The 13,415-nt window shown below is 65.4% G+C and carries 8 protein-coding genes; all 8 read left to right on the top strand.

The features are described from left to right. The first annotated feature begins 60 nt into the window (after window positions 1-60). The 8 genes from EXV95_RS15810 to EXV95_RS15775 all read left to right on the top strand — a co-directional run bounded on the left by EXV95_RS15810 (window position 61) and on the right by EXV95_RS15775 (window position 13,246). A complete protein-coding gene (locus EXV95_RS15810; protein WP_055398073.1) occupies window positions 61-1,002 on the top strand; it encodes a LysR family transcriptional regulator in 942 nt (313 codons plus the stop codon). Further along, on the top strand, window positions 999-2,129 hold the full coding sequence (gene mnmA, locus EXV95_RS15805) for a tRNA 2-thiouridine(34) synthase MnmA (protein ID WP_176887563.1): 1,131 nt from the start codon (window positions 999-1,001) through the stop codon (window positions 2,127-2,129). The genes EXV95_RS15810 and mnmA overlap by 4 nt, the downstream gene beginning before the upstream one ends. A gap of 332 nt (window positions 2,130-2,461) precedes the next feature. Next, on the top strand, window positions 2,462-2,938 hold the full coding sequence (bcsD, locus tag EXV95_RS15800) for a cellulose biosynthesis protein BcsD (RefSeq protein WP_255484756.1): 477 nt from the start codon (window positions 2,462-2,464) through the stop codon (window positions 2,936-2,938). A 44-nt stretch (window positions 2,939-2,982) separates the two neighbouring features. After that, on the top strand, window positions 2,983-3,519 hold the full coding sequence (gene bcsP / locus EXV95_RS15795) for a cellulose biosynthesis protein BcsP (protein WP_121508143.1): 537 nt from the start codon (window positions 2,983-2,985) through the stop codon (window positions 3,517-3,519). Further along, on the top strand, window positions 3,516-4,298 hold the full coding sequence (gene bcsQ / locus EXV95_RS15790) for a cellulose biosynthesis protein BcsQ (protein ID WP_176887562.1): 783 nt from the start codon (window positions 3,516-3,518) through the stop codon (window positions 4,296-4,298). The genes bcsP and bcsQ overlap by 4 nt, the downstream gene beginning before the upstream one ends. Further along, window positions 4,295-6,481 (top strand): UDP-forming cellulose synthase catalytic subunit, encoded by a 2,187-nt coding sequence (gene bcsA, locus EXV95_RS15785; RefSeq protein ID WP_055400303.1) that lies wholly within the window; start codon window positions 4,295-4,297, stop codon window positions 6,479-6,481. Before bcsQ ends, bcsA begins: the two co-directional genes overlap by 4 nt. A gap of 30 nt (window positions 6,482-6,511) precedes the next feature. Next, window positions 6,512-8,836, top strand: coding sequence for a cellulose biosynthesis cyclic di-GMP-binding regulatory protein BcsB (bcsB, locus tag EXV95_RS15780; RefSeq protein ID WP_176887561.1), 2,325 nt, complete (start codon window positions 6,512-6,514; stop codon window positions 8,834-8,836). 90 nt (window positions 8,837-8,926) lie between these two features. Next, window positions 8,927-13,246 carry a cellulose biosynthesis protein BcsC gene (locus tag EXV95_RS15775; RefSeq protein ID WP_255484755.1) on the top strand — a complete coding sequence of 1,440 codons (4,320 nt, stop codon included), beginning with the start codon at window positions 8,927-8,929 and terminating at the stop codon, window positions 13,244-13,246. Window positions 13,247-13,415 lie beyond the last annotated feature (169 nt).

Genomic DNA, 13,415 nt, shown 5'->3' with positions numbered 1-13,415 from the left:
AATGTTCTGATCGTTTGATGCGTGCTGCGCAACAGCGAAACGTCTTGAAAGCCCATGCCCATGAACAACAAATTCGATCTTGCTGACATCCAGGCCTTTGCCGCGGTGGCTGAGCTGCAGAGCTTTCGTGCTGCGGCCGAGGCGATCCACTTGTCGCAGCCTGCCTTCAGCCGTCGCATCGACAAGCTCGAAGAAGCCCTGGGCGTGCGCCTGCTTGACCGCACCACCCGCCGTGTCACGCTCACGGCCGTGGGCCGTGACTTTGCGCGCAAGACCCGCGTGTGGCTGGATGACCTGGACGGCATGCTCATGGGCCTGGGCGACGTGGCCGCGCGCCGCATGGGCGAGGTGACGATTGCCTGCGTGCCGTCGGCCGTGTATTACTTTTTGCCGCAGGTGGTCAAGCGCTACCACGAGCGGTTTCCGAAAATCCGCGTCAAGGTGCACGACGCCAGCGCCAACGAGGTGCTGGTGGCCGTGGCGCAGGGCGATGCCGACTTTGGCCTCAATTTCATCGGCAGCCAGGAGGCCGAGATCGAGTTCAAGCCCGTGCTTGCCGAGCGCTTCGTAGCCGCCTGCCGGCGCGACCATGTGCTGGCGCGGCGCAAGAAGGTCACCTGGGCAGAGCTGGGCCAGCACGACTTCATGTCGGTGGGCAAGACCTCGGGAAACCGTCTGTTGATGGACCTGGCGCTGGCCAACGTGCCCGACCGCCCCCAGTGCCTGTACGAGGCCAAGCACGTGACCACGCTGCTCGGCCTGGTGGAGGCGGGCCTGGGCGTGGCTGCCGTGCCCAGCCTGGCCATGCCGGGCAAGGACCATCCCACGCTGGTGAGTATTCCGCTGATCGAGCCCGTGGTGACGCGCCAGATGGGGCTGATCAAACGCAGGGGCAAATCGCTGTCGCCCGCTGCGCAGCAGCTCTATGACCTGCTGGTGGCTACGCGTTCTGTGCGCCCACGCAGTGCTGCCACGGCGCAAAAAATACAATCGGGGCAATGACTGCCAATACCAAACCGCCCAAACAACGTGTTGTCGTGGGCCTTTCGGGCGGAGTGGACTCTGCCGTGACCGCCCACCTGCTCAAGCAACAGGGCCACGAAGTCGTCGGCATCTTCATGAAGAACTGGGAAGATGACGACGACAGCGAATACTGCTCGTCCAACATCGACTTCGTGGACGCCGCCGCCGTGGCTGACGTGATCGGCATCGAGATCGAACACGTCAACTTCGCAGCCGACTACAAGGACCGCGTCTTTGCCGAGTTCTTGCGCGAGTACCAGGCGGGCCGCACGCCCAACCCAGACGTGTTGTGCAACGCCGAGATCAAGTTCAAGGCTTTTCTGGACCATGCCATGCGCCTGGGCGCGGAGAAGATCGCCACGGGGCACTACGCCCGCGTGCGTCAGAACCCATCCTCCGGCCTGTTCGAGCTGCTCAAGGGGCTGGATCCCTCCAAGGACCAGAGCTACTTTCTGCACCGCCTGAACCAGGCGCAGCTGTCCAAGACGCTGTTCCCGGTGGGCGAGTTGCACAAGACCGAGGTGCGCCGGATCGCCGAGGAGATTGGCCTGCCCAATGCCAAGAAGAAGGATTCCACGGGCATCTGCTTCATTGGCGAGCGGCCGTTCCGCGAGTTCCTGAACCGTTACATCAGCCATGAGCCCGGCCCCATCCTGGACGACCGGGGCCGCAAGCTGGGCCAGCATGTGGGCTTGTCGTTCTACACCTTGGGCCAGCGCCAGGGCCTGGGCATCGGCGGAATCAAGGAGAAGGGCGCACAACGTGGCGGCGGCGAGCATGCGCCCTGGTTTGTGGCCCGCAAGGACCTGGCCAAGAACACGCTGCGCGTGGTGCAGGGGCACGACCACCCCTGGCTGCTCTCCTCCGCCCTGGAGGCGCAAGATGCCAGCTGGACGTCCGGCCACCCCCCTGTGCCGGGGAACTATGCCGCCAAGACCCGCTACCGGCAGCAGGACGCCGCGTGCACCGTCGTCAGCGCGGACGGCGCGGGTTTTCAGCTGCGTTTCCCACAGGCGCAGTGGGCGGTGACGCCGGGACAGAGTGCGGTCTTGTACGACGGGGAGGTCTGCCTCGGGGGCGGGGTCATTTTTGGTGCGACAGACTGAAACATCTGGGGCACATTAGCCCTCTAGCCGATTGTGGTGCGCCCCCACAAATGGGGTTTTCTAATTAATTAAGACTATGGATTGGCTAATCCAAATAGTAAATAATTAATTCTTGTGGCGTGACACCCACAAACTTCTACGTAGTTACCGCCAGTTGAACTAAGTTGACCTTTGGTTCGTCGCCACAAGCGTCATTTGTCACGGCGTGGCTTCTAGAATTCCCGAAACCGCTGTTTGAAACCACATGTATCAAAAAATGCACGTGGTAAACCCTTAGTTCATCTTGCTGACGGCCGTCAAAAACGGGCCCGAAGCTTGCTCGTGCTTGCACCATGTCTCAAATTGTTTCCATGCCTTCGAGCCCCGACATCGCCGCGCACCTGGCCCGGCAGCAGTGTTCGGTGCAATGGCGAGGGTTTTTCCAGGCTCTTGCAGCGGAGTTTGTCGCTGCGCTGCCACCGGAAGACCTTCGCGCGCTGATGTTCCGGGTGGGCGCGCGGTTTGCGGCAGACCATCCTTTGCCAGCGTGTGCCACTGTGGAAGACCTGCAGCGCAGCATGACGGCGGTCTGGACGAGCATCGACTGGGGCTGGGTCGATTTGACGCAGGAAGTTGCGCAGTTGAACATCCACCACAGCCTCTCGCCCGTATCTGCTGCATTCGGGCCGGACCACGTGCATTGGTCGGGTGGTTTCCTCGAAGGGGTCTACCAAAGCTGGTTCGACCAAGCGGGTGCCGGGCAACTCAAGGTGGTGCAGTGCGCACCTGCAGATGCCTGGGGGTGTGTACACCTTCAGCTGTCGCGCTGAGCACCGGGTTTCGGATCTATATGTTGCGGCATTGGCGGTGACCCATGAAACACTCAGACGACATCGTGAACCTCTTTCAGCAGTTTGGGGCCAAGGCAGACCCCTACCATGAGCTGGCCCGCAAGCAGGAGCACCAACTCTCCAACGAGCGCTGGCCCCTTGTCTCCGCCGTGCGCAATGCCGTGGCCGATGATGTGCCCTCGGTAGACCGAAGCGCCGGTACCGCTGCGGCGCCGCTTCCCCAGCAGGCTCAGGCTTCCGTTTCGGCGCGACCAGAGCCCGTTGTGGCAGTGCAGCGCACTGCACCCGTCGCCGCCGAGTTGCCCCGCCCGGTGGCCGCGCCCGCAGCAGTAGCGGCAGACCGTCTGCCGCCAGCGGCTGCGCTGGCCTCGCGTTCCCCCCTGGCGGGTCTTGCGGGCCTGCGTGGACAGGCTGCGCCGACTGTTGCTGAAGAGCAGGCCGTGCACCAGGAGTCCTTGCCGGTGGACCTCCCATCGGTTTTTGCGCGTCTGGCGGGTGCTCCCGTGGCCGCCGGCGCTGCGCCAGCGCCCGCCTGGCAGCCTCGCAAGGGCCACCTATGAAAGTGATTGCCATCGTTTCTGCCAAAGGTGGCGTGGGCAAGACGACCCTGACTGCCAACCTGGCCACCGCACTGCAGCGCGAAGGTGTTGCGACGTTGCTGGTGGTGGACATGGACCCCCAGAATGCGCTGGGCTTGCATTTCGGCGCCGATCCCCGTTCTCTGGCCGGCGTATCCCGCGCCAGCCTGGCAGGCGAAGACTGGGGCTCGGTCTGCGCGCAAAGCCCATCGGGCGTGCATGTGCTGCCTTATGGCGTGGTGAACGAGTCTGACCGCGTGGCTTTCGAGCGGCACCTGGACGCACACCCGAACTGGCTGGAGCAGCAATTGCAGGGCCTGGAACTTCCGGAGGATGCCGTGGTGCTGATCGACACGCCGCCCGGTCCTTCTGTTTATATGCAGCAGGCGCTGTCGGCGGCCCAGGTGGTGGTGGTGGTCAGCCTGCCCGATGCGGCATCTTATGCGGCGCTGGCCCTGATGCAGCGGCTGGTGCACACCTATTGCACACCGCGCCCTGATTTTTCCGAAACGCTGTACGTGCTCAATCAGGTGGACGGCGCGCGCCAGTTGTCCAAAGACATCACGCGTGTGATGCAGGACAACCTGGGTGAGCGTCTGGTGGGCGTGGTCCATGAAGACCAGGCGGTGCGCGAGGCGCTCGCCTACGACCAGAGCGTGCTGGAGTATGACCCCCAAGGCCAGGCGGCCGATGACCTGCGCAAGTGCGCGCGCGTCCTTGCGCAGCGCCTGCGACTGCCACTGGCTGGAGCCGCGCAATGAGTATCGACCAACGCCCGCAGGCCGACGAGGTAGCTGACGCCGATTCGCACAGTCCCCAGGCACACTGGCGCACCGTGGTGCATGCCATCACCGGGTGGGATCTGTGGCAGCACCCCGTAGCGCGTGTCGCGGCTGTGGTGTTCAGTGCCTTGCTGATGGGGTTGGTCATCAGCGTACCGCTGGATCTCCAGGGGCAGATTCTCTTTTCGGTGGGTTCTTTTGGTGCGGCCTTGCTGCTGAGCAGGACCCCCGGCCGCCTGTCCACGCTGGCGATGATCGTGCTGTCGATCTCGGCCTCGTCGCGTTACATCTACTGGCGTTTTACCGACACCATCGGCTTTACCAACTGGCTGGATGCGGCATTCGGCTATGGCCTGGTGCTGGCAGAGCTGTATGCCTTTGCGGTGCTGCTCATTGGCTACTTCCAGACGGCGTGGCCCCTGCAACGCCGCCCGGTTCCCATGCCCCAGGACATCAGCACCTGGCCCAGCGTGGATGTGTTCATTCCGACCTACAACGAGCCGCTTGAAGTGGTGCGCCAGACGGTGTTCTCGGCCATGAGCCTGGACTGGCCCGCCGATCGCCTGCACGTGTATGTGCTCGACGACGGCCGCCGTCCCGAGTTCCGTGAGTTCTGCGAAGAGCTGGGCGTCGGCTACCTGATCCGCGACAACAACCACCACGCCAAGGCGGGCAACATCAACGCGGCGCTCAAAGTCACGAGTTCCGAATACATCGCCATCTTTGACTGCGACCACATCCCCACGCGTTCCTTCCTGCAGGTCTGCATGGGCTGGTTCTTCAAGGACACCAACCTGGTCATGCTGCAGACGCCGCACGTGTTCTTCTCACCCGATCCGTTTGAGCGCAACCTGGACACGTTCCACCGCATGCCCAACGAGGGCGAGTTGTTCTACGGCATCGTCCAGGACGGCAACGACCTCTGGAACGCGTCGTTCTTCTGCGGTTCCTGCGCCATCATCCGCCGCAAGGAGTTGCTGGAAGTGGGTGGCATTGCGGTAGAAACCGTGACCGAGGACGCCCACACGGCGCTCAAGCTCAGCCGCCTGGGCTACAACACGGCTTACCTCGAAGTGCCTCAGGCTGCGGGCCTGGCCACCGAGAGCCTTTCCGGCCACGTAGGCCAGCGCATTCGCTGGGCGCGGGGCATGGCGCAGATCGCGCGTACCGACAACCCGCTCTTTGGCAAGGGTCTCAAGTTCGGCCAGCGGCTGTGCTACCTGAACGCAATGCTGCATTTCTTCTACGGACTGCCGCGCCTGGTGTTTCTGACTGCACCGCTGGCCTACCTGTTCTTCGGGGCCCACGTGTTCCAGGCCACGGCGCTGATGATCACCGCCTATGCGCTGCCCCACCTGGCCCACGCCAGCGTGACCAACTCCCGCATCCAGGGGCGCTTTCGCCACTCGTTCTGGAATGAGGTGTACGAGTCAGTGCTGGCCTGGTACATCATGCGCCCGGTGATCGTTGCCTTCATCAACCCCAAGCTGGGCAAGTTCAACGTGACGGCCAAGGGGGGCGTGATCGAGAAAGCCTATTTCGACTGGACCATTGCACGGCCTTATGTGGTGCTGTTGGTGATCAATCTGGTGGGTTTTGCGGTGGGGATCTGGAAGCTGTTCTCCTCCGCAGGCGACGAAACCACCACGCTGGTCATCAACATGGTCTGGACCACCTACAACGTCATCCTGCTGGGCGCCAGTGTGGCGGTGGCCAGCGAGACGCGCCAGATCCGTGGCACACCGCGCGTGGCGGCTGCCCTGCCCGCTGTCATCCGCTTCGATAACGGCCGCACGCTGGTTTGCAAGACCGAAGATTTCTCGCAGCACGGGCTGGGCCTGTCCGTTCCGGCGGACAGCGACATTCCCATGGGCAGCCGCCTTTCCGTGTCGCTGTTCCGGTCCGACGAAGAAGGTGTTTTTCCGGCCGTTGTCACGTTCAGTGGCAAGGGGCGTCTGGGCGTGAAGTTCGACAACCTCAGTCTGCGCCAGCAGGCCGAACTGGCATCGCTGACCTTTGCACGGGCGGATGCCTGGATTGCCACTTGGGGCACGGGCCAGCGCGACAAGCCGCTGCGCTCGCTCTGGAGCGTGATTGCGATCGGAGTGCGCGGCATGGGACAACTGACCGTCTCCGCCGTCAAGTCCCTCAAGCCCCGTTAAGCCTTTCCCTGTTTCCAAAGACTCGACACCATGATTCCCAAAAGACATCCGACAGCGCGGCTGCCGCGCAAGCGCATGCTGCCTGCCATGCTGGCCTTGGTACTGACAGGGACGGCCGTGCCCGTATCCCAACTTGCTGCGGCCCCTGCACCAGCGGGCTTGGCTGGGGCGGAAATGCTGGCTGCGGCGCAACCGACCGAGAGTGGAGTGCGTGTACACCGCACCAGTTTCAAGGACCTGGGGGCCCTGTTTCCGCTGCAATTGCGGGGTGTGGACGGCACCAGCGGTGTGGCGTTCAGCGTGCGCAACGACGAAGTGGTCACAGGCGCGCGACTGAAGCTGAACTACTCCTACTCGCCCGCCCTGCTCCCCAACCTGTCCCATATCAAGGTGCTGGTGAACGAGCAGGTGGCCGCCACCATTCCGGTGACCACGCAGCAGGCGGGCGAAAACCTGCAGCGCGAGATCGTCATCCCGCCGCGCCTCATCACCGAGTTCAACCGGCTCAACCTGCAGCTGATCGGCCACTACACGATGGAGTGCGAAGACCCGCTGCACTCCAGCCTGTGGGCCAACGTCGGCAACGACAGCGTGCTGGAACTGACGGTGGCGCCCGTGGCCCAGACAAACGATCTGGCGCTGCTGCCGCAGCCTTTCTTTGATCGCCGGGATGTGCGCCCGCTGGAGCTGCCGATGGTGTTCGGCGCAGTGCCCAACACGGGCACCTTGCAGGCCGCAGGCACGATGTCGTCCTGGTTTGGCGCGCTGGCGGGTTTCCGGGGAGCGAGGTTCCCGTCACTGGTGGGCGAACTCCCCGCGCGCGGCAACGCGGTGGTGATGATCGCGGGCAAGGCGCAAGCGCCCGCCGGGCTGACCCTGCCAGACATCCAGGGCCCCACCGTGGCCGTGGTGAGCCACCCGGCAGACCGCCATGGCAAGCTGCTGCTGGTCATGGGGCGGGACGAGGCCGAGCTTGGCGTTGCCGCCAAGGCACTGGCCATCGGTTCCTCGGCCCTGTCCGGCCCGCTGGCACGGATCACCGAGGTCACGGAACTCAAGCCCCGCAAGCCGTACGACGCGCCCAACTGGCTTTCCAACGACCGGCCCGTGAAATTTGGTGAACTGGTCGAGGCCGATGCGCTCAACGTGTCCGGCTACTCGCCAGACCTGATCCGCCTGAACTTCTTCCTGCCGCCCGACCTGTTCGCATGGCGCCAGAAGGGCATCCCGGTGGACCTGCGGTATCGCTATACCCCGCGCCCGAACCCGGACAAGTCCACCCTCAACATCAATGTGAACCAGCAGTTCCTGCGTTCGTTGCCCCTGCACGCAGTGAACCATGAAGAACCCGGCGCTCTGGACCGCCTGCTGACCAAGGTGGTGCCCAAGGGCGAGATGGCGCCGGAGCGCGAGACTTTCCACATCCCGCTGTTCAAGCTGCCCGCCCAGTCGCAGTTGCAGATGCATTACTACTATGACGTGGTCAAGCAGGGCGCCTGCAAGGACGTGCCACTCGACAACGTCCGGGGCTCTGTCGAGGCCGATTCGACCATCGACATCTCCGGTTTTCCGCATTTCATCGCCATGCCGGATCTGGCGGCCTTTGGCAATGCAGGGTTCCCGTTCACACGCATGGCAGACCTTTCAGAATCTGCGGTGGTGATGCCCGACAAGCCGGGTGCGCAGGAATACGCGGCCTATCTGGGCCTGATGGGTGTCATGGGGCGCGTCACGGGATACCCTGCCCTGGGCGTGACCGTGGCGCAGGCCCAGCAGGTGGAGCGGCTTGCCGACAAGGACCTGCTGGTCATTGCCTCCGGCGGCAACCAGCCCCTGCTCAAGCAATGGGCCAGTTCCATTCCGGCCCTCCTGCAGGGCGAAACCAAGAGTTTCCAGATGTCGGATTTCGCCAACCGCCTGCTGCGCTGGTGGGGCTTTGGCGAGGACTCCAGCGTGCACGCACGGCGCAGCCAGGTTGCGTTTTCCAGCGACAGCACCGATGCTCTGGTGGCAGGTTTTGAATCGCCTTTGCGCAGTGGCCGCAGTGTGGTGCTGGTTGCCAGCAACCAGCCTGCAGGTCTGTCGCAAGTGATGGATGCACTGCTGGATGCCGAAATGCTCAAACACGTGCAGGGCAGCACCACGGTCATCCGGGGCAAGCAGGTGGACAGCCTGGTGGCCGAGAAAAACTACCATGTGGGTCAGTTGGGCCCCTTGCTGTATACCCAGTGGTTTCTTTCGCGCAACCCGCTGTTGCTGATTGTCCTGGGCGTGTCGGCGGCGGTGCTGATAGCGATCATCATGTACCTGTCGCTGAGAGCGCGCGCACGGGCCCGGCTGAAGCAAAAAGGCTGAGGCGGTGCAAAGCACGCCCGGCTGTTTCTGAATCACGCAACACATTCCCGGCACCTCGGTAGCCGGGAGCCTCGCAGGGAGAAGGAAGGCATGTCCTCCAAACGTCGTCGTCATCAAACACTTGCCATGGGGCTGCTGGCCTCGCTGATGGCCCCCGTTGCCTGGGCGCAGACCGGGGCCGAGCAGACCCTGCTGGACCAGGGGCAGTACTGGCAGGAGCGCGGCGACACGGAACGCGCGGGTGAGGCATGGCAGAAGCTGCTGCGCATCAACCCCCAGAACGCCCAGGCCCTCTATGGGATGGCGTTGGTGGAGCTCAACGCCCGCCGCCCCGAGGGCGCCCAGCGCTACCTGAACCAGTTGCAGGCAGCCCATCCGCGCAGCCCGCTGGTCAGCCGGTTGCAGGAATCCATCCGCACGGGCCGCAGCGCACCCCAGATCGAAACTGCGCGCCAGCAGGCCCGCAGCGGGCAGGCCAGCCAGGCCTTGAGCACCTACCAGGCGGCACTGGGAGACCGCGCTCCCACCGGCCCCCTGGCGCTGGAGTACTACCAGACGCTGGGCGCCACAGCAGGCGGCTGGGACGAGGCCCGCCGGGGTTTGAACCGCCTGGCACAGGAATCGCCCGAAGACCCGCAGATTGCGCTGGCCCTGGCGCAACACCTGACCTACCGCGAATCCACGCGCCGCGAAGGCATATCCCAGCTGGCGCGGCTGGCCGGGCGCGCCGATGTGGGCAAGGCGGCGACGGAAAGCTGGCGCAAGGCGCTGGCCTGGACGGGCAATCGCTCGGCCGACATCCCGCTGTACCAGGAATTCCTGCGCGCCAATCCCGGAGACACTGCGGTGCAGACGCGCCTGGTGCAGGCCCAGAACCTGCAAAAACAGTCTCAGGCAGCTTCCGTCCGGACGGCCGACCCGCTGCGCCAGCGGACGACAGCAGGGTTCCAGGCCCTGGACGATGGCGAGCTGGATGCTGCAGAGGCAGCATTTCTGAACGTGCTCGAATCCCGTCCCACCGACGGCGATGCGCTGGGTGGCCTGGGCATTCTGCGTTTGCGCCAGGAACGGTTTGCCGACGCGCGCGGGCTGCTGGAGCGGGCCTCGCGTGCGGGCTCGGCCAGCCGCTGGAAACAGGCGCTCGACAGCGCCACCTACTGGAGCCTGGTCGAGCAGGCCACCTCCGAACGCGAACGCGGTGAGACAGCGGCAGCGCGGCGTTCGCTGGAGCAGGCTGTGCGGCTGAATCCGGCCGAAGTCACGGCCGAAACCGACCTGGCAGACCTGTTGGTCGAAGATGGCCAGTACGACGCCGCCGAGGCAGCCTACCGCCGTGTGCTCGCGCGCCAGGCCGACAACCCCGACGCGGTGCGGGGCCTCGTGGGCGTGCTGGCGCAGAACAACAAGGCGGCCGAAGCCCTGGCGCTGGTGGAGAAGCTGTCACCCTCGCAGCAAGAAAAGGTGGGAGCCCTGGGGCGCCTGCGTGCTGCGCAGGCATTGGGCCAGGCCCGCGCAGCGACGGAGCGTGGCGATACCGCCGCTGCCCGCGCAGCGCTGGAAGATGCCCTGCTGAACGATCCGGCCAGCCCCTGGGTGCGGCTGGACCTTGCCCGCCTGTACCTGCGCATGGGCGCGGTGGCCGAGGCGCGGGGCGTGATGGACGGGTTGTTGCTGTCCAACCCCAACATGCCCGAGGCCCTGTATGCCAGCGCCCTGCTGGCCTCGGAGGCTGGTGACTGGCCCAGCGCCTTGGCGCTGCTGGACCGCGTTCCAGAAAAGCACCGCACCCGTGACATCGCCGCGCTGCAAAAGCGGGTGTGGGTGCATGTGCAGGCATCGGCTGCATCGGCGTTGGCGGCTGAAGGTCGCCAGACGGAAGCCCTGGCCACCCTGGCCCAGGCCGAGTCCTTTGCCACCCAAGACCCCGAATTGCTGGGCGCCATGGCCTTGGCCTACGCGGACGCTGGCGATCCGCAGCGGGCACTCGGCATGGTGCGCCAGGTGCTGGCGCGCACCCCCCGGCCCGATGTCGGCCTGCGCCTGCAGTACGCTGCCACCTTGCTCAAGACCCAGCAGGATGTGGAACTGGCGGGCATCCTGCGGCAGCTGCAGACGGCCCCGATGAATGACCGCGAGCGCAAGAGTTTCAGCGACATCCGCCGCGCCTACATCGTGCGCCAGGCCGATGGCCTGCGCGAGGCGGGCGACCTGGTCGCGGCCTACGACACGCTCGTTCCCTTGCTGGCCGAGCAGCCCGACGAGCCCCTGGCCATGGCGGCACTGGCCCGCATGTACGCGGCCAACAACGACTATGCCCAGGCGCAGGCGCTGTATGCGCGGTTGCTGGAAAAGTCTCCCAATGACGTGCCCCTCATCCTGCAGACCGCAGCCATGGCCACGGGCGCCAAGGACTACGGCTATGCGGAGTCGCTGCTGTCCGTGGCGCTGGCGCGCGCTCCGCGTGATCCCGAAGTGCTGACGGCCGCTGGTCGGTTGTACCGGGCGCAGGGCAAGAATTCCAAGGCCACCGAGTTCTTCACGGCTGCCGTTGCCGCCGAAAACGCGCAGCGCGATGCCGTGCTGGCCGCCAGTGGCGTAGCAGCGGGGCCTGCACGTTCTGGCAATCCATTTGCCCAGCGCGCGGCGTTGCAGCAGCGTGCCGGGGGCGGCCTGTCAGTGCCTGGTGCCGCAGCCGTCGCACGGTCGCCGGTGGGCTACACCCCCCAGCAGTACGCGCCCCAGCCAGTAGCGCGCAGCAACAACGCACCTGCAGGCCTCTACATTCCCGACCCGGCTGGTGCAAGCCGCTTTGGCACGGCACCGCAGGCCTATGCGCAGGCCGCTCCCATGACGCCCGCCAGTTACTACCCCGAGGCGTCCAGCCCGGTGGCGGCGGCTGACACGGCGGCTTCGACCAGCGCTGCGCGGCGCAACGCGGCGGCACTGCCTTCTTCGACCCCACGGTCGGTGGGGGCCTCTGCGGCGGCGCCGGCCATGGCACCTGTGTACGTGCCGCCTGCACAACCCATGCAGCCGATGGGCGCTCCGGCCCCGGCTGCGGCGGGCTACTACACGCCTGCACAGGCCTACGGTGGTGGGTATGCGGGCGGCGCCCAGTCCTTGCCTGCGCAACGCGCAATGCCTGCTCCTGCAGCACCTTCTGCCTGGTCCACGGCGGGGCTGGGCAACGTGCCCGACCCCACGCGGCCCCGCACGGCCCGCGACGAGCTGCGCGAAGTGCAGCAAAGCCAGATTTCTTCGTTCTCCGTGGGCGCAGTTGCGCGCGCACGGCAGGGCGAGGCGGGCATGAGCCAGCTTTCCGAGATCGAAGCGCCCGTGCAGCTCAAGATGAGCGTGGGTGACGGTCACCTGCTGCTGGGCGTAACGCCCACGGGCGCCAGCGCAGGTTCGCCCGGCTCTCCCTACGGCACCATCAGCCGCTTTGGTGGTGGCCCGGTCACGGCCCTGGCCATGCCCGAACGCGGAGCGGGCTCGCAAAGCGACAGCGGCGTCGGCCTGAGCGTAGGCTATGAAAGCGGAGGCTTCCGGGCAGACATCGGCAGCACGCCGCTGGGCTTCGGCCAGTCCGATGTGACGGCAGGCGCGAGATACCGCACAGCCCTCACCGACGACCTGACCGTGGCCGTGGACCTCTCGCGCCGCCCGGTGACCGACAGCCTGCTGTCGTTTGCCGGTGTCCGTGATGCCCGGACCGGCGACCGCTGGGGCGGCGTGTCTGCTTCCGGGGGCCGCGTTGATCTGACCTGGGACGATGGTGAACTGGGGATCTATGGGTACGGTTCGCTGCATGGCCTGACCGGTACCCGCGTGCGCAGCAATGCGCGGGCCGAGCTGGGTGGCGGGATGTACTGGCATGTGCACCGCACATCGAACGCCGACCTCACGGCGGGCCTGAGCTTTACGGGGCTGTCGTACCAGCGCAACCTGCGCTACTTCACGGTGGGCCACGGTGGCTATTTCAGTCCCCAGCAGTTCGTGTCCTTTGGCATTCCGGTCGAATGGGCGCAGCGCAATGGCCGCCTGTCGTACCAACTCAAGGGCTCGGTAGGCGTGCAGTATTTCAAGGAAGATGCGGCGCCGTACTTCCCCAACAGCCCATCGCGGCAAGTCTCGGCAGTCCAGGCAGCCGCCGACGCGCTGGCCTTTGGCGAAACGGGCGCCACGGCCATCTACCCCGGCCAGTCCCGCACGGGCCTGGGCTACAACCTGGGTGCGGCCATGGAATACCAGATGCATCCGCAGGTGTTCGTGGGTGGACACCTGTCGCTCAACAACGCACGCAACTACCGCGAGTTCGCGGGCGGCCTGTATGTGCGCTATGCCTTCCAGCCCTACAACGGCCTGCAGGCGTTCCCGGTGAACCCGCTGCGGTCACCGTATAGCTACTGAACTTTTCCAGGGCGCTCACCCGCTCTCTGCAAGCCACAAAAAGGCCCGTCGCACTTCACGTGCGACGGGCCTTTTTTATGGGCAACCCGCTTGTGGCGGGAGCGCTGTCTGCGTGCTACATGGCTCTTGCGCGGGGTGAAGGCGCTGTAAGCCAAGGCCCATGGGCCGA

Origin of the sequence: Acidovorax sp. JMULE5 (assembly GCF_013376875.1) — a bacterium.
Classification (GTDB): domain Bacteria; phylum Pseudomonadota; class Gammaproteobacteria; order Burkholderiales; family Burkholderiaceae_C; genus Acidovorax; species Acidovorax facilis.
The sequence above is the reverse complement of the archived record's forward strand: the minus strand, read 5'-3'. Positions and strand labels throughout refer to the sequence as shown.

Bases quoted from the DNA above. Each gene is read 5' to 3' on its own strand.
- bcsQ (WP_176887562.1), top strand. From the start codon at position 3,516: ATGAAAGTGATTGCCATCGTTTCTGCCAAAGGTGGCGTGGGCAAGACG.
- EXV95_RS15775 (WP_255484755.1), top strand. From the start codon at position 8,927: ATGTCCTCCAAACGTCGTCGTCATCAAACACTTGCCATGGGGCTGCTG.
- bcsA (WP_055400303.1), top strand. From the start codon at position 4,295: ATGAGTATCGACCAACGCCCGCAGGCCGACGAGGTAGCTGACGCCGAT.
- EXV95_RS15810 (WP_055398073.1), top strand. From the start codon at position 61: ATGAACAACAAATTCGATCTTGCTGACATCCAGGCCTTTGCCGCGGTG.
- mnmA (WP_176887563.1), top strand. From the start codon at position 999: ATGACTGCCAATACCAAACCGCCCAAACAACGTGTTGTCGTGGGCCTT.
- bcsD (WP_255484756.1), top strand. From the start codon at position 2,462: ATGTCTCAAATTGTTTCCATGCCTTCGAGCCCCGACATCGCCGCGCAC.
- bcsB (WP_176887561.1), top strand. From the start codon at position 6,512: ATGATTCCCAAAAGACATCCGACAGCGCGGCTGCCGCGCAAGCGCATG.
- bcsP (WP_121508143.1), top strand. From the start codon at position 2,983: ATGAAACACTCAGACGACATCGTGAACCTCTTTCAGCAGTTTGGGGCC.